This window comes from Seonamhaeicola maritimus, from assembly GCF_008056315.1.
Classification (GTDB): domain Bacteria; phylum Bacteroidota; class Bacteroidia; order Flavobacteriales; family Flavobacteriaceae; genus Seonamhaeicola; species Seonamhaeicola maritimus.
Map to the genome: position 1 here is coordinate 51,022 of NZ_VRKQ01000024.1, position 23,423 is coordinate 74,444.

Here is a 23,423-nt window from a genome sequence, read left to right on the forward strand (position 1 = left end):
TATCAATCTCTTTTGTTTTAGGAATATATTCTATTCATTTAACAGATTCTTACGCTCGTACCTCGCTAAGAATAACGCAATACAACAAATATGCCGTCATTGTGAGGAACGCGGTGACGTGGCAATCTCACTATATTAAACACTAATCAAAGTAAAAAAGCCACCCATCGGACAAATCGTTCCATCCTGAATTCTCTTTCTCAATGAGGTTAATCTTCTTAAACCTTTTGTACTTTTTAATTTGCTTCTCTCTTCCAATTGCCATTTCTATAGAATCAAAAGCTTCAAAATAGACTAATTTTTCGCAATTGTATTTGGCAGCAAAACCTTTAAAAGTTTTTGATTTATGCTGATACATCCGCTTCACCAAATCACTTGTAACTCCAGTGTATAAAACCGTATTGTTCTTATTGGTTATTATATAAACATATGATTGCTTCATAATTAATATGAACAATTGATTAAACAGTTTCTCACGCTTTTAGCTAAAGCTCACAATGACGAAACACAACAAATATTACGTCATTGTGAGGAACGAAGTGACGTGGCAATCTCTTAAATCATAAACTAAAATTTAGTTAGTTGAACTGACAGATTCTCACGCTCGTACCTCGCTCAGAATGACGTTATAATTTTTTAGCTTCCTCCCAAAATACATCCATTTCAGCAAGGGTCATGTCTTTAAGTGGTTTGTTTAGAGTCTTGGCTTTAGACTCCAGATACTGAAACCGTTTAGAAAACTTTTTATTAGTGCGTTCTAAAGCGTTCTCCGGGTTTATATTTAAAAAGCGTGCATAATTTACCATAGAGAACATAACGTCTCCAAATTCGCTTTCCATAGCGTCTTTATTCCCCACTTTAACCTCATATTGAAATTCAGCCAGTTCTTCCTGCAGCTTTTCCCAAACTTGTTCTGGTTTTTCCCAATCAAAACCAACACCGGCAACCTTTTCTTGAATTCTATTGGCTTTTACTAAAGCTGGTAAACTTTTAGGCACCCCTTCTAATACACTTTTTTTACCTTCTTTAAGTTTTAGGTTTTCCCAATTGCGTTTTACATCTTCTTCATCGTTAACTTCAACATCGCCATAAATATGCGGGTGTCTGCTAATTAGTTTTTCACATATTTCATTACATACATCAGCTATATCAAAATCATTGGTTTCACTGCCTATTTTAGAGTAAAATACAATATGTAGTAAAACATCACCCAATTCCTTTTTAACCTCTTCTAAATCGTTATCAAGAATAGCATCTCCCAACTCATAGGTTTCTTCAATGGTTAAATGACGAAGCGTTTCCATAGTTTGTTTTTTATCCCACGGACATTGCTCACGCAACTCATCCATAACGGTTAACAATCTATCAAAAGCTTTAAGCTGGTCTTGTCTGGAATTCATATTTGAAGTTTTTGTAAAAATAGGGTTTTTGGATGTTTTGAATTGGAAATAATTTATTCAAAAAACAACTCACTTATAAAACTACAGACAGCCCTTGATTTACTTGATTTTGTACGAAAATTTTGCTAACTTCGTTTAACGTCGGATATAAGTCATTAAAACGACGCATATCCCTAAGTTACAGCTCATTAAAAAAATGAAATACCAACTTTCAAATACAGAAAGACAATATTTAGGACTTGAACCAATCAACCCAGATTGGGATTATGTTGAATTTAAAGGAGACAAATATCGACCAGATAGTGTATTAGTTTTTAAGAACGAAACGATAAAAAGGCATATAATATCAACTGAAAACTCCTACAAAGAATATCAATATGATGATTTAACAAGAGAAAGAAAGTATTTACTTCCTAAAACAAGTAGAGGAAAAGAAAAGAAGTTAACTCCTTCAACATTCGAAAAATTAACCCCAAAAGGAGTTTATTTCAGTTATGAATTAGAAAATTTTACAATTGCGAGTTATGCAACTCAAACAACATTCTATTCCTCAAAAATGGAATCGATTATACTGCCAACAATTAAGGATTTCAAATTTTGGTTGAAGAAATTCATTGATGAAACTACTGAATTTAATAAAAGACAAATTGAAGTCTTTAAGGCAGCAAAACGGAAAAATATTAAATCAAAGAATGGGGATGTATTTGCATTCAAGGTTGACAGAAATAATTACGGTTATGGACAAGTAATAGAGAGAATAGATAAACTTCGAAAGACCCTTCCAGATAATCATGGATTGAGTAATATAATGGGTAAACCTCTTGTAATTAGAATTTTCCATTACAAAAGCGAGGGAATCAAAAAAGATATAAATTTTCTAAAGGGATTAAAAACTACTCCAAGTCAATATATTTTTGATAATCATATTTTTTACGGAGAATATTCAATTATTGGGAACTTCCAAATTCCTAAAAACGAAATAGATTTTCCAATATCATATGGCAGAGTATTGTATGCCTCTCCAGAGGTATATTTGCAATGGGGAATAATCCATAAACAAAAATCTTTAAGTTTATACGATAAACATTTAAAAGGGATAAATGAATTAGTTCCAAAAGAATCATCCAGTTATAATATCAGTAACCCATATTCCAAAAACAGCATAGGATTTCAGTTAGATATAGATAGGCAAACGATTATTGATTGTATTAAGCAGAATAGCAATAAACCATATTGGAATCAGAAAATTTATAAGATGAAAAAAGACCTCAGAAATCCAATTAACACAAGAGTCAGGAAAGAACTTCTCGAAGAGTTTGGGATTGATGAATCGGAATATTTTTTAGAACGAAATGAATAAAAACGAGCTGTAACAAAGTGTATGTCGTTCATGTCGGCTAAACGCCGCCACGCCGCATACATAAACCGTTAAACGAACCTTCCAAAAACTAAAATAGTTTTAGCTTAAAACTTTTACTAGCAAACACACGCGTTAGGGATTGCAGCGGCATCCTTTTTAAATTACAAGGAAACAAAAATGGCTTTGTGACTTGAATTTAACAGATTCTTACAGTCGTACCTCCCTCAGAATGACGTTTTAAAAAGATATAGTGGAAAGCCCGACCCAATAGGGGAACGCCCAAAACAATTTTATCATATAGAAAACTACTCTAAATGTCTGGCACTGAATTTGTTTGTAACAGATTAGTAATTTTTACTACTAATAAAGTAAAACAAGTTTAACATTAAAAAGAAAAAAACATGATTCATAAAGGAGCCATAGTTTTGGGCTTATTGGTTGGTGCCGGATTAGGTGTGTTATTAGCACCTGAAAAAGGTAAAGTAACCAGAGACAAGCTTAAAAAAGAAGGTAAGGACATAAAAGACCAGATAACCGAAGATTTTAAAGAGGTTAAAGAAGATGTAAATAAGGCTGCAAAATCTGGTAAGGAAAAATTTAACGAAGATTTTAAAGACTTTAGGTCTAAAGCCAGTTATAAAACTGAGCAAGCCATTACATTTTTAGAAAAGCAATTGGCTACGTTAAAAGAAAAGAACAAAACGTATCAGCATACTAGTTAATTGTATTAAAATTTAATAGATTTTTTTGGCCCGCAGGTGAAAAATATCATTGCGCATTAAAAATACTAATTGTAATATTGGAATGTATTAATAAATGATTATTGTAAAACCTTATGTTTTACCTTTTTCACTAAGAAACTCATAGAAGTGGCTTCAAAAAAATTAAGTTTTCTTGACAGAAACCTAACCCTTTGGATATTTGTAGCAATGGCTCTTGGGGTTGGACTTGGTTATTTTATTCCAAGTTTCCCGGATATTATAAACTCTTTTAGTAGCGGAACAACAAATATTCCGATTGCAACTGGTTTGATTTTAATGATGTATCCGCCTTTGGCAAAGGTTAATTATTCATTATTACCTAAGGTTTTTAAAAACACAAAAATTCTTTCTATTTCACTCATTTTAAATTGGATAATTGGTCCTGTTTTAATGTTTGTTTTGGCCATTACATTTTTACGAGATTATCCTGAATACATGGTTGGGTTAATTTTAATTGGTTTAGCACGTTGTATTGCTATGGTTTTGGTTTGGAATGATCTTGCAGAAGGAAGTAGTGAATACGGTGCAGGATTAGTTGCTCTAAATAGTATATTTCAGGTGTTTGCATACAGTTTTTATGCTTGGATTTTTATAACAATTCTTCCGCCCTATTTTGGATTTGAAGGCGCTATTGTAGATATTTCTATTGGAACAATAGCCGAAAGTGTAGCTATTTATTTAGGTATTCCGTTTGTAATGGGAATTTTAAGCAGACTTATTTTAGTAAAATTAAAAGGAGAAGAATGGTATACTAAAAAATTTATTCCTACAATTTCACCATTAACACTTATTGCTTTGTTATTTACAATTGTTGTAATGTTCTCTTTAAAAGGTGAGTTGATTGTAGAGATACCAATGGACGTTTTAATAATTGCTATACCGCTTTTAGTATATTTTACGCTAATGTTTATAATTGGCTTTTTCTTTACCAAAGCAATGGGAGCCGAATATGACAAAACAGCTTCTGTGGCTTTTACTGCTGCAGGTAATAATTTTGAATTAGCAATTGCAGTTGCAATAGCAGTTTTTGGATTAAATTCTGGACAAGCGTTTGCTGGTGTAATTGGTCCTTTAGTTGAAGTTCCTGCGCTTATTTTGTTAGTTAGAGTTTCATTTTGGCTACGGAAAAAATATTATGGAAAAGCTACCGCTTAAGACGATACATATTTACAATTCAATACAACAATACCGTATAAAAAAATCCAACGTTTAAACGTTGGATTTTTTTATGGATTCCTATCTACGCCTGAATAAAAATTTTAAGCATTTTCCTTTTTAATTAAGTTTAATGCAGAACCTTCTTTAAACCACTCTATTTGAGAATCATTATACGTGTGGTTTAATTTAATGGTGTCTGTACTACCATCTGCATGCGCTACCTCAACCGTTAACTGTTTGCCGGGAGCAAATTCATTTAAATCTATAAAGTTGAAGGTATCATCTTCTTGGATTAAATCGTAATCGGCTTCATTGTCGAAAGTTAAGCCTAACATCCCTTGTTTTTTAAGGTTTGTTTCATGAATACGTGCAAACGATTTTACAATTACCGCAGCTACTCCCAAATGACGTGGTTGCATTGCGGCGTGTTCTCTTGAAGAACCTTCGCCGTAGTTATGATCTCCCACAACCACAGTATTTATACCCGCTGCTTTGTAAGCGCGCTGTACATCAGGCACACCGGCATAATCTCCTGTTAATTGGTTTTTAACAAAGTTTGTTTGCTTGTTAAAGGCATTAACAGCTCCAATTAAGGTATTGTTGGCAATATTATCTAAATGCCCTCTAAAACGTAACCAAGGGCCAGCCATAGATATATGGTCTGTGGTACATTTACCAAAGGCTTTAATTAATAATTTTGCTCCAATAATAGAATCTCCTAGAGGTACAAATGGTGTTAGTAATTGTAAACGCTCTGAGCTGTCGTTCACCACAACATTTATATGACTTCCGTCTGCCTCTGGTGCTAAATAACCATTGTCTTTTACGTCAAACCCTTTTGGTGGTAATTCCCATCCTGTTGGTTCATCTAACATCACTTCTTCACCATCTTCATTAATTAATTTATCTTTTAATGGATTAAAATCTAAACGACCGGCAATAGCAATAGCTGCCGTAATTTCAGGAGATGCTACAAAGGCGTGCGTATTTGGATTTCCATCGGCACGTTTTGCAAAGTTTCTATTAAATGAATGTACAATGCTATTTTTAGGTGCATTCTTTGGGTCTGAATAACGAGCCCATTGTCCAATACATGGTCCGCATGCGTTAGTGAATATTTTAGCATCTAGTTTTTCAAACACTTCTAAAATACCATCACGTTCTGCAGTATAACGTACTTGTTCAGAACCTGGATTGATACCAAATTCTGCTTTAGTTTTTAGTCCTTTATCTAATGCTTGTTGCGCTATTGAAGAGGCACGAGACAAATCTTCATAGGAGGAATTGGTACAGGACCCAATTAATCCCCACTCTACTTTTAAAGGCCATTCGTTTTCGGTTGCCTTTTTAGTCATATCTGAACCAACCTCGGTGGATAAATCTGGTGTAAAAGGGCCGTTTAATAATGGGCCTAATTCTGATAAATTGATTTCAATAACTTGATCAAAATATTGCTCTGGGTTTTCGTAGACCTCAGCATCTGCTGTTAAATAATCTTTTACTTCATTAGCAGCATCAGCAACACCTTCCCTGTCTGTGGCACGTAAATAACGGTCCATAGAGTCATCATATCCAAAGGTTGATGTTGTTGCACCAATTTCAGCACCCATATTACAAATGGTTCCTTTACCGGTACATGACATGGCAATAGCTCCAGGTCCAAAATATTCAACTATGGCACCCGTTCCTCCTTTTACGGTTAGAATTTCAGCAACTTTTAAAATCACATCTTTTGGTGCTGTCCAACCAGATAGTTTCCCGGTTAACTTCACCCCTATTAGTTTTGGAAACTTCAATTCCCAAGCCATACCCGCCATAACATCTACAGCATCGGCTCCACCAACACCAATGGCTACCATTCCCAATCCACCTGCATTCACCGTATGCGAATCTGTACCTATCATCATACCTCCTGGGAATGCATAATTTTCTAAAACTACTTGATGAATAATTCCTGCGCCAGGTTTCCAGAAACCTATGCCATATTTATTAGATACAGACTCTAAGAAATTAAACACCTCACTACTTACACTGTTTGCATGTTTTAAGTCTACCGCGGCACCTTCTTTGGCTTGAATTAAGTGATCACAGTGTACGGTTGTAGGTACAGCAACTTTACTTTTTCCGGCCTGCATAAATTGCAATAATGCCATTTGAGCTGTAGCATCTTGACATACAATTCTATCTGGTGCAAAATCTACATAATCCTTTCCTCTTTGGAATGCTTTGGATGGTGTACCCTCCCAAAGGTGATTGTACAATATTTTTTCGGAAAGTGTTAGTGGTTTTCCAACAATTTCTCGGGCAGCATCTACACGTTCTTTCATTCGTGCATAAACCCCTTTTATCATATCAATGTCAAATACCATAAATTCTATATTATTTTTTTGCTTAAATGCTTTCTAAGATACAAAATAAGTATGCTATTGGAAAACAGAAAATTGGTAGTTTTACTAAGGAACGGTTCATACTTTTTGAGCCATAAACTAATTGCTTGACTTTGTCAGAAAAAATGACGTTATTAGTCTAACACTTGACAACCAACATTTCATGTTTTTATCAGAGAGTCATATGTGCTTAATCATTACCAACCAAAACTAATGTTCAAATTCTTTAGAAAAATACGGTACGACCTTATGGAGAAAAATAAAACTGGAAAGTATTTAAAGTATGCACTTGGAGAAATTGTGCTTGTGGTTATAGGGATTTTAATTGCTTTACAATTAAATAATCTGAACGAACGAAATAAATTAAAAGCCAAGGAAATTGAAATACTGAATGACTTTAAAAGTAGTCTCAAGAATGACTTATTCGGTTTAAATATCTCTATAAAGCGTGAAGAACAGACTAAGTCTTCCATGAAATTAATACTAGCTCATTTAGAGTCAGACTTACCATATTCAGATTCACTTAAGTATCATTTTGGGATGACTATGAGCACGTGGACAAGTAATGTTAATAGAAGTGTTTATGAATCCTTAAAATCTGAGGGCTTGGACCTTATTACTAATAAGGGTTTAAGGCAACATATTACAAATCTTTATGATATTATTATTATAGGTCAAAAAGAAAGAAACGATAGATATAGAGATATAATAGATAATGAAGGGGCTACTATTCTAAGTTCAAGATTTGACCAGATGTGGAATGGCAATTATGAGAGTTGGTTTAAGGAAAATGATTGGGCGGAACGAGCTAATTATTCCACAGATAGTTTAATACTCGAAATGACCCCATTGAATTATGAAGCACTAAAGCATGATCAAGCGTATCATTTCTTTTTAAAAAGTTTAAAAAACAGACACTTTTGGTATTTTGAAGTTGAAAATAAAACAGTGAAAAAAGCTGTTATCAGTTTACTGAAAAAAATTGAAGAGGAATTGGAAAAATTAAATTAACGGAAAGGCACCCGGACCTTACGACCTAAGAGGGGAACACCAAAGTTTATTTTAAATAAAAAAGCCTGAGCGTTAAACTCAGGCTTTTGATTTATAGTTAATTGAACTTATGCTAAAACCAATTGCTTTTGAGATGGTTTAAACTTAGTTAATACAATACCATCAACTGCTGCTTCGTATTCCTCCATAGTAGGTGTTCTACCTAAAATAGTTGATAATACCACCACTGGTGTTGATGACAATAAAGATTCTCCTTTTTTACCATCGGTGTCTTTTACAACACGACCTTGAAATAAACGTGTAGATGTTGCCATTACTGTATCTCCTGGTTCTGCTTTTTCTTGGTTACCCATACATAAGTTACAACCAGGACGCTCTAAGTATAACATGTTTTCATACTTAGTACGCGCTAATCCCTTAGGTGCATTATCATTAAACTCAAAACCTGAGTATTTTTGTAATATTTCCCAATCTCCTTCAGCTTTAAGCTCGTCAACAATATTATAAGTTGGAGGCGCAACTACTAATGGTGCTTTAAACTCAACTTTACCATATTGTGCTTCAATGTTCTTTAACATTTGAGCCAAAATCTGCATGTCTCCTTTATGAATCATACATGATCCTATAAACCCTAAATCTACTTGTTTAGTTCCTCCATAGTATGATAACGGACGTATAGTATCGTGCGTATAACGCTTTGATACGTCATCATTATTTACATCTGGATCAGCAATCATTGGTTCAGCAATTTCATCTAAATCAATAACAACCTCAGCATAATATTTAGCATCAGCATCTGGTTTTAAAGCTGGTTTAGAACCTGAATTTAATTCTTGAATTCTGTTATTAGCTTTATCAACTAAACCTTGAAGCATTTGCTTTTCGTTATCCATTCCTTTATCAATCATGATTTGGATACGATCTCTAGCAATTTCTAAAGATTCAACTAGAGTTTCTTCTTCTGAAATACAGATAGAGGCTTTTGCTTTCATTTCTGCAGTCCAATCTGTAAATGTAAAGGCTTGATCAGCTGTAAGTGTTCCTATGTGAACCTCAATGATTCTTCCTTGGAATACATTCTCACCACCAAACTGCTTTAACATTTGTTGTTGTGTTGCATGAACTACATCACGGAAGTCCATAAAACTCTTCATATCTCCTTTAAAGGTAACTTTTACTGATTCTGGAATAGGCATTGTGGCTTCACCGGTAGCTAATGCTAAGGCAACGGTTCCTGAATCTGCTCCAAAAGCAACACCTTTTGACATACGTGTATGAGAATCACCACCAATGATAATATCCCAATCATCAACAGTAATATCATTTAATACTTTGTGAATTACATCAGTCATGGCGTGATATTGCCCTTTAGGGTCACGGGCAGTAATTAAACCGAAATCGTTCATAAACTGCATTAATCTAGGAATATTAGCTTTAGACTTATCATCCCAAACAGAAGCCGTATGACATCCTGATTGATAACCTGCATCAACAATAGGGGAAACTATAGTTGCTGCCATCATCTCCAATTCTTGAGATGTCATTAACCCTGTAGTATCTTGAGATCCTACAATATTTACCTCAACACGCACATTAGAACCAGCATGTAATGTTTTACCTGGAGTTGTTCCTACAGCATTTTTGTTGAATATTTTCTCTACAGCTGTTAAACCTTGACCTTCAATAGAAACCTCTTTAGAAGGCGCATATACTTGAGGGATATCAATACCTAATATTTTACAAGATAAGGTTTGTAGTTTTTTACCGAATACAACAGCATAAGATCCTCCTGCTTTAATAAACTCCATTTTCGGAGGTGTTAATGCAGTTGAGATATCTTTTAACTCTATATCTCCGCTATATAATTTTTTAGTCTTTGTGTTAATTGTTAACACGGTACCTGTTTCTACTGAATATGTTTGCTTTAAAACTGGTTCACCATCAGCATCTACAATAGTATTACCATTTTCATCTTTTTGCTGTACCCAGTTTTTTAAATCGATACCAATACCGCCAGTTACACCAACAGTAGTTAAGAAAATTGGAGCAATACCATTAGTACCAGCAATTACTGGAGCTATATTTATAAATGGCACATAAGGACTTGAAGATACTCCTGTCCATAATGCCACATTATTTACCCCAGACATTCTTGAAGACCCCACTCCCATGGTTCCTTTTTCAGCAATAAGCATTACACGTTTATCTGGGTGTTGTGCTTTAAGTGCTAAAAGCTCTTGTTGCATCTCTTTATTATGCTCAAAAAGACATTGACCATGTAACTCACGGTCTGATCTAGAATGGGCATCGGCTCCTGGAGATAATAAATCTGTTGAAATATCACCTGTTCCAGCAATAAAAGTAACTACTTCAATTTTTTCTTCTACTTCTGGAAGTTTTGTGAAGAATTCTGCTTGAGCATAACTTTCTAACAATTCTTTAGCAATAGCATTTCCTGCCTTATAAGCATTTTCTAAACGCTCTGCATCAGCTTCGTATAAAAACACTTGCGTTTTTAAAACTTTTGTAGCTTCTTCTGCAATAGCAACATCACTTCCTAAAGCTAAGTCTAATAAAACTTCTATTGAAGGCCCACCTTTCATGTGAGATAATTGCTCAAATGCAAAAGCAGGTATAATTTCTTCAACAACCGATTCACCAAGAATAATTTCCTTTAAAAATTTAGCCTTTACTCCTGCAGCACTGGTGGTTCCTGGCAATGTATTATAAATAAAGAATTTAAGAGAATCTTCTCTGTGTGGATTACTTGAATCTTTAATTTGCGAAATAATTTCGCTTAGTAATTCCGCACCGTCGATTGGTTTAGGATGAAGTCCTTGACCTTTTCGCTCCTCGATCTCCTTGATGTAATCGTTGTAAGTGTTCATAAAACTTTCTGTATTTAAAGTAAAGGCTTTTGTTTAAAAAATATCAAATGCCAACATGTGAAATTAAATTTTTGCTTAAAAAAGCTCCGCAAAATACGAATTTAATGCAAAGTTTTAAAAATAAACTGGCTAATACAATAGCTAATAATATGAATTTATTATAGTGTTATTTTAAAATAAAATGATTGTTATTTTAACAGTAATCTTAAACTAAATTGACAATTTATCAAACTTACTTGTTTTTATAGATGATAATCAACTTAATCATTACCAAAATGACAGCAACAACCTTAATAAAGGTTGCTATTGCAAGCAAAATATTACTTGTTAAAAAATGAATAATCTTTAATAAAGCACCTAAATAAGTTAATATTAACCCAACTAAGAAAACTATTATCGGAATAATAAACTCTTTAAGTTTCATTTATTTAATATTTAGTTGCTTCCTCATGATAAGAATATGTATCCATTCTTTAAAGCTTAAACAAATTTACTCTTAACAAACTTTGAGTCTCTTAAATCTGTAATAGGTCTCTCAAAATACAAATACATGTATTTGGATAATAAATATGTTATTACCAAGTAAAAAACAGCACAGACAAGACATTCAAATAAGCTAAAACTTTCGAAATCGAAGTACAATCTAATCAAGTAAAGAAAAAATGTATAGTGTACCAAATATATGGCATATGAATACAAACTAATGCTTTCAATAACTTTTGACCATCTTTTATGTGGCTTTTTTAGGAAATATAAATATGGTAACATCAAACATATTGCAATTGAATTAAAAGGCAGGTAAAGAACATTCCAATAAAAAGGAAATTTCTCGATGGTAACCCCAAAAACAGGCAAAACAATTAAAACAATAAGCCAAAAAGCCATACCAAGTATAAAAAGCTTATTCTTTAACTTTATAATTTTGGCATTAAAGCGCTTGAAAACATATACTAAAAGAAAACCATAAAAAATGGCATCCAACCTATAAACAACTATAGCTTTTAAGTTTGAATTCCATAAGTCTAATGACTTGGGCTCTCCAATAGTCAAGATATAGTAGCCAATTTTTGAAGCAAAAAAAACAGAAACTAAAAATAAAGATGCGTACAAAAAAAAGTCATCCCTTCGCTTAGCTTTTCCATTAAAAAAAATAAACCAAAAATAAATGCATAGTGGAGCTAACAGATAGGCATATTCTTCAACAGACAAACTCCAAGATTCTGGAAAAAAAGGAATATGGTATTCATGAAAATTTTGCAAAAAGAAAAAATACTTCCAAATTTCTTGAGGTAAATTATATCCAATAATTAAGCCAACTATGATATTAATCAAAAGCATTAAATAATACAAAGGCAATGTTCTAAACCACCTCCTTAACCAAAAATGCAACATAACTTTCATAGTAAAATCTCTATCCTTGAGTAACCTTAAAAGTATTCCTCCAATTAAAAATCCGCTCAACACAAAAAACACTTCAACCCCCTGCACACCAATAACCTGCATAGCTTGGGTTATGGAATTATTATATTCATGAAAAATGTAGAGCGCATGAGATAAAACAACCATAGAAATTGCAATAGCCCGCATTAAATCCAAACCATATATTCTATCTTTCTGCTTCATTAACTACCTTGGAAATTTCGTATCTCTATATTTTAATATTGGTTTTTCAAAATACACATAAATTAAATTAGAAATTATTATACATATCCCTAGAAAGAAAAACAATAATCCTACCTTAGATAACACAGATGTTTCTTCCAAATCGAAAACACGCTGAAGACTTAGTAAAATCAAGGAATAATTAACTAAATACATAGCATATGACCGAGTGCTTACAAATAATACAATACTTTTAAATGGTGTCTGAGATTTCAATTCTATGAAATTTGGAAAAAGAGCAATCAATGAAATACATATCAATTGTAAATAGAAGAAAGTATAGAAAAACATATTATTTTGGGGCAGTAGATTAAACATGTATATAAAAATATGTAGAACCGCAAATAAACATAATCCAAAAACAAGAAAACCTTTTTTATTTCTACTGATAAATTCTGGATATAACTTTACACAGTAAGCGGCAAGAAAACCATAATAAATGCTATCTAATCTATAAATAACTACCTTTCTAAATGAAGTGCTCCAGTCTTTATATGAAGAAACTTCATTATTAAAAAAATATTCTAATTTTATTAAAGCAAGTGCTACAATTGTTGAAATTGTAACCCATAAAAAGAATTTAGTCGCCTTCCATTTTTTATTAATAATCATTCCTATATAAAAAATAATAGGCAAAAGTAAATAAGCATACTCCTCAACAGATAAACTCCATGCCTCAGTAAAAAAGTTTGGGTGTTTCCATGCAAAATTTTGAAAAAACAGATAATACAGAAATATATCCTTAGGTAAAGAGTGCCCTATTATTAAAAACAATAAAATATTCAAAATTAAAACTAAAAAATAATTTGGCAATGTCCTAAACCATCGACGCTTCCAAAAATTTAAGAAAAACGACCAAGAAGTTTTTTTATCTATTAACTGCTTTAATAAAATGCCCCCAATTAAATACCCACTTAAAACAAAAAATAAATCAACCCCAATAGCTCCCATTAATCTAACAGAATCTAAAAACAAAGAAGTCTCGCCCGGAAACAATAAAAATGAACAATGAGAAAGTATTACTAAAGTTATGGCTAGAGCTCTAACGCAATCTAATCCAAATATCCTAGAAACACTTTTATTTTGCATTAAAAATATTAGTAATTTTGAAAATCAATCAAACAAAAATGGTTTTTAATAAATGGTATAAAATATCACTAATCTTTTTGATATTTATTTCTTCAATTGGCCTAATATACTATTTTAATTTATCTAACAGACATAAAGCTATTGTAAAAACTCGAGCTTTACACTTTTTGAATATTATAGATTCCAAATGGGAAAAAACACTTTCTAATGAACAATTAAAATTTGAGTCCCCTTCTCTACTAATTGATGGTATATACAAATCAATGGAAGGACCTAAGGCCATGAATTACTTCAATTTAGACAAAACAAACAACTCTTTGTTTTATATGACAGGATTTAAGGTCAAGGCAAAACACACTAAAAGTGGTCTTCCTCTTTCTAATGATTTTATTTGCCATATGAATATAGATTACATCGAACAAGAACATCACGGACGTTGGAATTTACTAAATAGAATTAATACACAGTATCCTAGATTAATATCTATATCTCATGGAATTGAATCTGTTAATTTCCCTAATGGTTTCGGAATACCCTTCTTTGGAAATGAAACTTTTTTTATGACGACTCAGTCCTTAAATCACAATGTCAAGGATAGTATTTTTCAAATAAAACATGATATTTCAATCAACTATAATAACAATGAAACTAATAAACCATTAATGCCAAAAACTATCTTTATGATGTTGCCATTTGACATTGATAACCCCGGTGTTATAAATGAGTCTTTTGATAATTCTTGCATACCCGTCGAAACAAAAAACCACACCTATATTAATGAAAATGGTCAAGCTATGTCAGGGCATTGGACACTTTTTAAAGGGGAAACCACTTATTCTTCAAATGTTACGCAGCAGCTTGCTATTAAAGACACTATGAGATTGCACCAAATAACTCCTCATTTACATCCATTTGCAAACCAATTCATTTTAAAGGACATAACCAGCAATCAAATTATATACAATTGTGAAGTTAAAAATCACAGTGGCAAAATTGGCTTAACCAAAACCCCTGAATTCTCCAGTAGTAAAGGACTAAAAATGTTCCCTTCACATGAATATGAACTCATACTAACAACCAATAATACTACGAACAAACCGCAAGATATGATGGCAAGTATGTTTTTATTTTTCTATGATAAAGAATTGGATATAAAAATTAAGGCATACCGCAATGCAAACTAGGAAACTTATAGTAATTTTAGTCATTTCTTTGTTAGAATCCTGTTCAATTTCTGTGAAACAGCTTCCCGTACTAAGTAAATATATTGACGATAAGGGAAACGAGGTAATGTATAAAATAGAGAATCTAAACTTCATTGACCAAAACAACCAGATATTCAGTGAAAAAAATGTTAATAACAAGATATATATAGCCAATTTCTTCTTCACACGTTGCCCTAGTATTTGTCCTAGAATGAAAACCGTTTTAAAAGATATAGCAAATGAGTATGAAAAAGCTTCTGATTTTAAAATCACTTCTTTTAGTATCGATTCAAAATATGATACTCCAGAAGTTCTTAAGTTGTATGCGAATACTACTAATGTAAATTATAATAAATGGTTTTTCTTAACAGGAAGCAATGAAGAACTAAACCATACTGCTAAACTATTTAGAACAAGCTTTTCTCAAAAAGAAGATAGTATAGATTTTTATCACTCCTCTTACGTAGCTTTAGTAGATAGGCAAAAACACATAAGAGGTTTTTACAATTTACTTGAACCTGCTTCAGTAAACAAGCTAAAAAAAGATCTAAAAAAACTATTAAAATAAACTTTTAATAATTTGAGCCTCAGTTATTCCTTCAGCCTCAGCTTTATAATTCTTAATAATTCTATGACGAAGAATGCTATTAGCCACTGCTTGAACATCTTCAATATCAGGTGAAAACTTACCTTTAATGGCCGCATGTGTTTTGGCGGCTAGTATAAGGTTTTGTGACGCTCTAGGTCCTGCTCCCCAATCAACATATTGTTTTATTAATTCTGATACAGCATCACTATCTGGTCTTGTTTTTCCAACCATTGTAACGGCATATTCAATAACATTATCAGCCACTGGAATACGACGAATAACATGTTGAAAGTTTAAAATTTCTTCAGCCGTAAAAAGTGCATTTACTGTTAAGTTTTCATCATTAGTAGTTGCCTTTACCACTTGTACCTCCTCCTCAAAGGAAGGGTAATCTAAATTAATAGCAAACATAAAACGGTCCAATTGAGCCTCAGGTAAAGGGTACGTACCCTCTTGCTCTATAGGATTTTGTGTAGCCAAAACAAAATAAGGTAAACTTAATTTATAATGATGACCTGCTACTGTAACAGCGCGTTCCTGCATGGCCTCTAGAAGTGCTGCTTGTGTTTTAGGAGGTGTTCTATTTATCTCATCCGCTAGTATAATGTTAGCAAAAATGGGGCCTTTAACAAATTTAAAATGGCGATCTTCATCCAATATTTCGCTTCCTAAAATATCACTAGGCATTAAATCTGGAGTGAATTGAATGCGTTTAAAATCTAAACCTAAGGCTTGAGCTATAGTATTAACCATTAAAGTTTTGGCCAAACCAGGCACTCCTATAAGTAATGAATGGCCACCTGAAAAAATTGAAATTAAAATCTGATTTACAACCTCATCTTGTCCAACAATAACTTTAGCTATCTCTTGTTTTAATTCTCGATATTTTTTTACAAACTGTTCTACGGCAGCAACGTCGGACATAATTCTATTTTTTTAACCAGTTACCTGAATAATCACAATCTCTATAGGATCCACTGATTTTAATGTAAGTGTCCATTATCTTTTCAGATTGCCATTTATCAATTGCTCTTAACTGTTTTTCCTTAAGAGCTAACTCTTTAATTTTTAAAAAATCTCTAGCATAATCCGCCTTATGCTCATCAATTCTATCTGAAACAGTCAAAATTTTAAATTTAGTATTTCCTCTATTATCTTGATCTGTTAACACCAAACTTACTTCATTATCTTTTAAATTTTGAATTTGAGCATATAACGAAGGTTCCATTCTGGTCAATTCAAAATTGTAATCTTGTGTTTCTGGATTTATCAACTGACCTCCATCATTTTTAGTCTCTTTTTCATCACTAGCTTCCTTTGCTGCATCGGAAAAGGAAATATCACCATCCACAATGCGTTGCCTAACTTTTTCAAGCCTTTCTTTAGCCTCATTTATTGCCTGTGTTGAAACTTTTGGTTTTAAAAGTATATGACTAACTACATATTGCTGTCCTCTAATTTTCTGGCAATACACAATATGATAACCGAAATCTGTTTTAAACGGCTCTGACACCTCTCCTTCCTGAAGAGCAAAAGCAGCTTGTCTAAACTCTTTAACCATTTTAGGTTTTTTTCTGTCAAGTGTGTATACATATCCTGATTGTTTCAATCCTGGATCTTCGCCATAAAGCACTACTTTAGACCTAAAACTAGCCCCTTTTACCATCACATCTTCTCTGAATCCATACAACCTATCTATAATTCTCTTTTCTTCCTCCTCAGAAACTTTAGGTTCAGCAACTATTTGAGCTACCTTTAATTCTGTCCCAAAAACAGGACGATTATCAACTGGGATTTTATTAAAATACTCACGAACTTCTTCTGGAGTTATTTCAACTTCTTCAACAATTTTACCCTGCATTCTTTTAGCAAGTTCATTGTTTTTAGTAATTTCAAACATTTCATCCCTTAAGCTTTCCTCATCATCTTTTTTATAATAAGCAACAAGCTTTTCCATATCTCCCTGAAAATATTGTAAAAACTGTTGAATTTGATAATCTACCTGTCCGCGAACCTCTATATCTGATACTATTATACTGTCTTGAATAGCATGATGCGCATACAATTTTTCCTCTAGAATTGATCCCATTAATTCACAATCTGAAACACCATCTACATTCCCTCCTGCTGCTTTAATTTCTTCTCTTCTTTTAGGAACATCAGATTCTAAAACAATAAAATCCCCAATAACAGATGCAACACCATCTACTTTAACAGGTTTAAAGTCGCCCAAAACTTTTTCCTTTTTCTCAATAGGTTTTTCCTCCTTCTTATCTTCAATGATTTCTTGAGCAGATAATGCATTTATAGAAATCAAGGCTATGAAAAAAACCTTGTAAAGTATCTGGTTATTTATAAATTTCAAATTGTTTGTTTTTAATAGCATCTTTTGTAATATCTTTTTCCAATTGCCTAATTAGCTCTAGCTTCCTTTTATTAATAACTATATGATCTATGGTAGGTTTAACATATTCAAGCGGAGCAATATTGTTTCTCAACAACACATCATTAATTTGCATCAAATATACTCCTAATGAATCTTTGAGTTGCACAAAATTAGATTTTTTTAACAGTTCATCTTTATTTTCTGAACCCACTACAGGAATTTTTTCAACTACCTGATTTAATTTTATCCAAATAGAATCATTTAACGAATAAGAGTTAAACTGTAGCGATATAGAATCTAACTCTTTTTTATCGTCTTGATTAAAACGTTCAAACTTTTCTCTAATATTTTTGTAATCAATTATATTTTCATCAACATGTATGTATCTGAATTTTATGAGGTCTTCATTTAACTTGAACACCTCTTTATTATTATCATAATATTCTTGTACTTCTTCAGTACTTACTAATGTATCAATATTCCGCTTCACTAAAGCTTCAATATAAGCTTTAGTATATAAATCGTTTTTGTACTGATTCACCAATTTATTAAAAGCATCTTGCTTAGATTCACTTAAATTAAGAATGGCTCCATCTATTAATAATTGCTGAGTAGCCCAACGGTTAATATAATTTTGAACTATAAGCGTACTATCTTCTACACTTGTGTCTTTTAAAACCAAGTTTTCAATATCATCATAATACAAATACGAATCATTAACTCTCGCTACAGCCTCAGTTTTATCTTTCTTTTTAAAAAAATCACAAGAATAAACTAATACTAATACAAAAATTATGACAAATTTTACGCGCACTTTTAATTATTTAATTGAGATTTAACTCTATTTAATGCTTGTTGATCTAAAACTACATTATACTTTTCTCTTAATCCATTTATCCAATTTTCTTCCTTAAAATTTTGGTAATCACTGACAACTTTACCTTTGGATTCTTCAAAAGTTTGCTGAGTTTTTGTCAATACTTCCTTTACTTGAACTAATACGAAAGATTCATTATGATTGTAGATTTTTGAAATTCCGTTTTTAAATGGAATTGATTTTGGTAGTGCCTTATCATTTGATTCCATTATCCCAGCCGTAAAAATAACTTCAATTTTATCGTTACTGTTAACAAGGTTTTTTATTTCATCAATAGGCATTCCTTGTTCTAACAATTTAGAAACTTTCTTAAGCGTTTTCTGCTTTGTTGAAGAAGCTACTACTGCATTTATACGCTCTGGCAAAACATAATTCTCCTTATGAGAATCATAATAATTTTGTATATCAACTGAATCAGTTTTAGAGGCATTCCATATAGTGTTCTCCATAAGATCAAACAGTAAAAGGCCATCTCTATATTCTGCAAGAATATGTGCAAATTCCTCATTTTCATATTCCAGATTCTCTTCTTTGTACTTAACCAAACTCTCACTTAAAAAGGCATTATATTTATTTATTACAAACGATTTGAAATCTGTTCTCACTAACCTTCCTTTTTGACCTTTAAGTAAAAAATCTCCAAAATCTCTATAATAAAACTGTTTCTTCCCAATTTTTAGTAAAGGATTATCGTTATTAAAATCACTTGGCAGTTTCCATGATCTCTTAAAATAATCTTCATTCATAATGGAAACAAAATAATTCAAATCTGGTATTGCCTTATTAACTTTATATTGTTTCATTAGTGTTTCATTAAGAGCTTCATCAATTAATTTTGAACGATCATCACGTTTTACTTTTACTTCAAGCTCCGGCTTCATTGCTTCAAATGGTGGGATTAACTTCTTATTAATCAATTTAACAATATGCCAACCATAGGCAGACTTAAATGGCACAGATATATCATCTTTATTTTCTAAACCAAAAGCAACATTTTCAAACTCAGGAGAACTTAACTGACCGCTAGAAAAAGGAGCCAATGCACCCCCCTTTGGTGCTGAACTCTTATCATCTGAAAACTGTTTTGCCAAGGCAGCAAAATCTTCACCTTGTTGAATCTTTTTATAAATCTCCTGTATTTTAACCTCAGGTTTATTTATAGTATCCCCTTTTTTGTTTACCAACATAATATGAGCTACCGTACGTTCTCCTCTTGATTTTCTTTTATCCAGTACATCAACTATATGATAACCAAAACGTGTTCTAAAAGGCTGTGAAATATCACCAACGTTAGTATTGAAAGCAGCCGTTTCAAACTTATATACCATTTTAAACCCTGAAAAATACCCCAATTCTTCTCCAAAAAGAGTTTGTCCATTGTGCACTTCCTTCCTAACAGAGTCAAATCCTTCCTTCAAAGCTCTTTCTCTTAGGCTAACAATTTGGTTATAGGCTTTCAAAGTATCTTGCGAGTTTGCACTTTCGGCAACTTTTACTAAAATGTGATTGGCTTTTACGTCATATGAAATTCTTTCATAGGCCTCTTCAACTAAAGCATTAGTTACCTTAGTATCTTTCATAAAACTTTTAGCCAGTTGCTTTTTATAGTTAGCCAATTCTCTTTTATAAGATGGCTTATTATGAAAACCAAGCTCTTTTGCCTCTCTTAATTTTAATTTATAGCTTGTAAAAAGCTTTAAATATTCATCTACATTTTTTTGAGATTCATCCTGAACCAGATCAAGGTTTTTATTATAAACCCTTATAAATTCTGAAGTATATACAGGTTCATTATCTACTACAAAAAGTATGTCGTCATTCTCAGACTGGGCATTAATATTTACTATTAAAAAAGCGACTAAAAGAGTTAAAAAATATTTTAATTTCACAGGGTATAAATTTTATTCTAACGGATACAAAAATACTAATATAAACCTATAATACAAGTTGTTTAACACAACGTTCAGATATTATAAATATTACATCATTTCTAATTATATCTAGCGTTTAAATCACAGAAATTCTGTTACACTTATAACTATCCTTTTCTATAAAATCTAATTATCATATCATCTGTAATTTAATCATTAAACCTAAACTTTGTAGTTTTGTTATAAAGCACATTTACATGGAAGAACTTACACTTACTACGCCTGCATTACTATTTTCTGCTATTTCATTAATTATGTTAGCCTACACCAATAGGTTTTTGGCCTATGCAGCTACCATAAGAAGTTTACATGCTAAGTATCTGAAAAATAAAGACGGTGTACTAATGGCGCAAATACAAAATATTAAACAACGGCTCTACTTAACACGCTCTATGCAAATTTTAGGTATTTCTAGTTTGCTTTTATGCGTGCTAACCATGTTTTTAATTTATATAGAACAACAAATTGTAGCTATTTGGGTGTTTGGCGTAGCCCTAATTTTATTGATAGTTTCATTGGCCCTTTTAATTAAGGAAATACAAATTTCTGTAAAGGCATTAGAACTTCATATTAGCGATATTGAAGGAAATTAGCGGTTTTGTTATTGTAAATAATTTCAGCTACCTTCGCTTAACATCAAGGGGAAAACAAAATTCAGCACATATTAGCCTCAAAAGACTATTGTAGTACAATTGTCGCAATCATATTTTCACATTTTATCAAAAACAATTTTTTATGAAAAATATACTTTTATTCATTATTAGTGCCTTTTTTTTTAATGTAGCTATAGCACAAAATAATGCTATAAAAATCACCAACTTAAATACCAATAAAGAAAAAATTATCAAGGAAAACAGAAGAATAACACTCAAAACTTCTGACGGGCGAAAAATTAAAGGTCGTTTAAAACTAGAAAATGATAAAACCTTTATTATTAATGATGTATTAATAAATTTAGCTGATATTGAAGAATTAAAACGCAATCCTCTATTTACGTCTATTTTCACTACTGGAGTTCTTGTTTACGGCGGAGTTGTATTAGCTGGATTTAGTATTTTAGTTGGCGTTTTCGGTGAATCAACGGCTTTTTTGTTAACTATACCAGCAGCGGGAATGGTATATGCAGGATTAAAATCAACAAATTTTAATAAAAATCACAAAATAGATAAGGGTTGGAAAATTGAAATAATATCATTGTCTGATTAAAACTTGCTACAACATTTACATCGTCAATCACAGCGGATTTAACGGAGTTCTAATCCATTTAGATCTGCTTGACTTTAATGCTAAACCAATCGAAAATTAATAGATATAAAACCGTTTCTGAGATTTAATTATATAACAACGTAAAACAAAATTCTCAAAAACACAATCAAAATGCGTTAGTGATTGAGCAATTGTTGAAGCTCTTTTGTGAGGCACGAACAAAAAGCGACTTGTGAAAGCACGCCTTTTTGCAAAAAAGTAACGCCCTAATTATTCAAACCTAATTGCTTTAACGGGAGATATTTTTGTTATTATATAAGATGGCACTAATAACATAAGTAAACATAAAATTAGTGTGCCAAAATTTAGAGCAATTACATAACTAGCGCTTATAAAAACCGGAGCTTCAGTAACGTAATACACGTTTGGATCTAGCGGAAATAACTTTAGGTACTTTTGAGCAAATAGCAAGCCTAACCCCAAAATATTACCCCAAAACAAACCTAAAATAATTAGGTAAGAAGCATTGTAAAGAAATAGTTTACGGATGCTCCAATTGCTGCTTCCCAAGGCTTTTAAAATACCAATCATTTGGGTACGTTCTAGTATTAAAACCAATAGGGCTGTTATCATATTTATACCCGCCACCAAAATCATGATTCCCATAATACCATAGATGTTGGTATCAAAAATTTTAATCCATTCAAAAATGGATCCGTATTTATGGGTAATGGTTTGAGTGTTTAAGGTTGATGGCGTATTTTCATAAATTTCTATCCCCTTTTCAGTTAATTCGTCATAATCATTTATAAAAACTTCAAAATTACCAATTTGGTCTTTTTTCCATTTATTTATTCGCTGTATGTGACGTATATCACCTACTAAGTAATTAGCATCAAAATCTTGAAATCCAGAGTTATAAACACCAACAATAGTATAAGTAATAATATTTGGAAGCTTTTCAGGATCTTCTTTAGGGAATACCATTTGAAAGGTTTCGTTAAGTTTTAACTCTAACCTATTTGCTAAATACTGAGATACCAAAACATCTTCGTTTCGTTTATTTGTATAATTTGGAAGTTTACCTTCTATCAAAAATTCTTGAAAATATTTCCAGTTATAATCGGCTCCAACACCTTTTAAATAAGCACCTTCAAAATCGGTTTCGGTTCTAATTATTCCAAATTTTGAGGCTACCGCTTGAATATGATCTACCCCTTCAACCGCTTTAAAATCTGGGTAAAATTCTTGATCTGTAGAAATTGGTGTTATACTTTCTTCAGAGTTATTGCTGTCATAATTCGTGATTAGTACATGACCGTTAAAAGCCACTACCTTATCTCTTATTTTTTGTTGTAAACCAATACCGGTGGCAATAGCAATCATCATAACAATTAAACCTATGGCAATTGCCGCAATTCCAATTTTTATTATTGGTGCCGAAATACTACTTTTATACGACTTACTACTAATTATGCGTTTAGCTATAAAATACTCGAAATTCAATTTTATA

20 protein-coding genes are annotated in these 23,423 nt (G+C 32.1%); 8 read left to right on the forward strand and 12 right to left on the reverse strand.

Annotated elements, in window-relative coordinates; all coding sequences use genetic code 11:
* Positions 1–142 precede the first annotated feature (142 nt).
* A complete protein-coding gene (locus FUA22_RS18060) occupies positions 143–442 on the reverse strand; it encodes a GIY-YIG nuclease family protein (RefSeq protein ID WP_147770007.1) in 300 nt (99 codons plus the stop codon).
* A 184-nt stretch (positions 443–626) separates the two neighbouring features.
* Positions 627–1,400: a nucleoside triphosphate pyrophosphohydrolase gene (gene mazG / locus FUA22_RS18065; RefSeq protein ID WP_147770008.1), complete on the reverse strand. Its 774-nt coding sequence runs from the start codon at positions 1,398–1,400 to the stop codon at positions 627–629.
* Between the two features lie 196 nt (positions 1,401–1,596).
* Between mazG and FUA22_RS18070 the strand changes: the two genes are divergently transcribed.
* The 3 genes from FUA22_RS18070 (at position 1,597) to arsB (ending at position 4,676) form a co-directional block, all read left to right on the forward strand.
* Entirely contained in the window at positions 1,597–2,760 is a 1,164-nt protein-coding gene (locus FUA22_RS18070) for an immunity 26/phosphotriesterase HocA family protein (RefSeq protein WP_147770009.1), read from the forward strand.
* A gap of 401 nt (positions 2,761–3,161) precedes the next feature.
* A complete protein-coding gene (locus tag FUA22_RS18075; RefSeq protein ID WP_147770010.1) occupies positions 3,162–3,482 on the forward strand; it encodes a YtxH domain-containing protein in 321 nt (106 codons plus the stop codon).
* 147 nt (positions 3,483–3,629) lie between these two features.
* The gene (gene arsB, locus FUA22_RS18080; protein ID WP_147770011.1) at positions 3,630–4,676 is read left to right on the forward strand and encodes an ACR3 family arsenite efflux transporter; all 1,047 of its coding nucleotides are present in this window, start codon (positions 3,630–3,632) and stop codon (positions 4,674–4,676) included.
* 104 nt (positions 4,677–4,780) lie between these two features.
* On the opposite strand, the gene FUA22_RS18085 is transcribed toward arsB, so the two are convergent.
* Entirely contained in the window at positions 4,781–7,048 is a 2,268-nt protein-coding gene (locus FUA22_RS18085) for an aconitate hydratase (RefSeq protein WP_147770012.1), read from the reverse strand.
* A 267-nt stretch (positions 7,049–7,315) separates the two neighbouring features.
* Here FUA22_RS18085 and FUA22_RS18090 point away from each other — a divergent pair, with 267 nt between their 5' ends.
* Entirely contained in the window at positions 7,316–8,077 is a 762-nt protein-coding gene (locus FUA22_RS18090; protein ID WP_147770013.1) for a DUF6090 family protein, read from the forward strand.
* A gap of 107 nt (positions 8,078–8,184) precedes the next feature.
* Here the strand turns inward: FUA22_RS18090 and FUA22_RS18095 are convergent, their stop codons facing one another.
* The 4 genes from FUA22_RS18095 to FUA22_RS18110 form a co-directional block, all read right to left on the reverse strand.
* A complete protein-coding gene (locus FUA22_RS18095) occupies positions 8,185–10,965 on the reverse strand; it encodes a bifunctional aconitate hydratase 2/2-methylisocitrate dehydratase (RefSeq protein ID WP_147770014.1) in 2,781 nt (926 codons plus the stop codon).
* Positions 10,966–11,197: 232 nt separating this feature from the next.
* On the reverse strand, positions 11,198–11,389 hold the full coding sequence (locus FUA22_RS18100; RefSeq protein ID WP_147770015.1) for a gliding motility protein GldL: 192 nt from the start codon (positions 11,387–11,389) through the stop codon (positions 11,198–11,200).
* A 56-nt stretch (positions 11,390–11,445) separates the two neighbouring features.
* On the reverse strand, positions 11,446–12,588 hold the full coding sequence (locus FUA22_RS18105; RefSeq protein WP_147770016.1) for an acyltransferase family protein: 1,143 nt from the start codon (positions 12,586–12,588) through the stop codon (positions 11,446–11,448).
* Positions 12,589–12,591: 3 nt separating this feature from the next.
* Complete coding sequence (locus tag FUA22_RS18110) at positions 12,592–13,716, reverse strand: acyltransferase family protein (RefSeq protein WP_147770017.1); 1,125 nt, start codon at positions 13,714–13,716, stop codon at positions 12,592–12,594.
* Positions 13,717–13,754: 38 nt separating this feature from the next.
* On the opposite strand from FUA22_RS18110, the gene FUA22_RS18115 reads away from it, so the two are divergent.
* Complete coding sequence (locus tag FUA22_RS18115) at positions 13,755–14,900, forward strand: hypothetical protein (protein ID WP_147770018.1); 1,146 nt, start codon at positions 13,755–13,757, stop codon at positions 14,898–14,900.
* Positions 14,890–15,489 (forward strand): SCO family protein, encoded by a 600-nt coding sequence (locus tag FUA22_RS18120; protein ID WP_147770019.1) that lies wholly within the window; start codon positions 14,890–14,892, stop codon positions 15,487–15,489. Before FUA22_RS18115 ends, FUA22_RS18120 begins: the two co-directional genes overlap by 11 nt.
* Here FUA22_RS18120 and FUA22_RS18125 read toward each other — a convergent pair.
* From FUA22_RS18125 to FUA22_RS18140, 4 genes are read right to left on the reverse strand one after another with little or no spacing between them, the layout of a single operon-like run.
* Positions 15,481–16,434, reverse strand: a complete 954-nt coding sequence (locus FUA22_RS18125; protein WP_147770020.1) for an AAA family ATPase — start codon at positions 16,432–16,434, stop codon at positions 15,481–15,483. The two genes, FUA22_RS18120 and FUA22_RS18125, sit on opposite strands and share 9 nt — an antisense overlap.
* Before the next feature lie 4 nt (positions 16,435–16,438).
* Positions 16,439–17,875 (reverse strand): peptidylprolyl isomerase, encoded by a 1,437-nt coding sequence (locus FUA22_RS18130; RefSeq protein ID WP_317132121.1) that lies wholly within the window; start codon positions 17,873–17,875, stop codon positions 16,439–16,441.
* A complete protein-coding gene (locus tag FUA22_RS18135; protein WP_147770022.1) occupies positions 17,859–18,710 on the reverse strand; it encodes a peptidyl-prolyl cis-trans isomerase in 852 nt (283 codons plus the stop codon). The genes FUA22_RS18130 and FUA22_RS18135 overlap by 17 nt, the downstream gene beginning before the upstream one ends.
* 2 nt (positions 18,711–18,712) lie before the next feature.
* Entirely contained in the window at positions 18,713–20,662 is a 1,950-nt protein-coding gene (locus tag FUA22_RS18140) for a peptidylprolyl isomerase (RefSeq protein ID WP_147770023.1), read from the reverse strand.
* 239 nt (positions 20,663–20,901) lie between these two features.
* Here FUA22_RS18140 and FUA22_RS18145 point away from each other — a divergent pair, with 239 nt between their 5' ends.
* Positions 20,902–21,297, forward strand: a complete 396-nt coding sequence (locus FUA22_RS18145) for a DUF2721 domain-containing protein (RefSeq protein ID WP_147770024.1) — start codon at positions 20,902–20,904, stop codon at positions 21,295–21,297.
* Positions 21,298–21,439: 142 nt separating this feature from the next.
* Positions 21,440–21,910 (forward strand): hypothetical protein, encoded by a 471-nt coding sequence (locus FUA22_RS18150; RefSeq protein ID WP_147770025.1) that lies wholly within the window; start codon positions 21,440–21,442, stop codon positions 21,908–21,910.
* 270 nt (positions 21,911–22,180) lie between these two features.
* Here the strand turns inward: FUA22_RS18150 and FUA22_RS18155 are convergent, their stop codons facing one another.
* Positions 22,181–23,416 carry an ABC transporter permease gene (locus FUA22_RS18155; protein WP_147770026.1) on the reverse strand — a complete coding sequence of 412 codons (1,236 nt, stop codon included), beginning with the start codon at positions 23,414–23,416 and terminating at the stop codon, positions 22,181–22,183.
* Between the last annotated feature and the right edge of the window lie 7 nt (positions 23,417–23,423).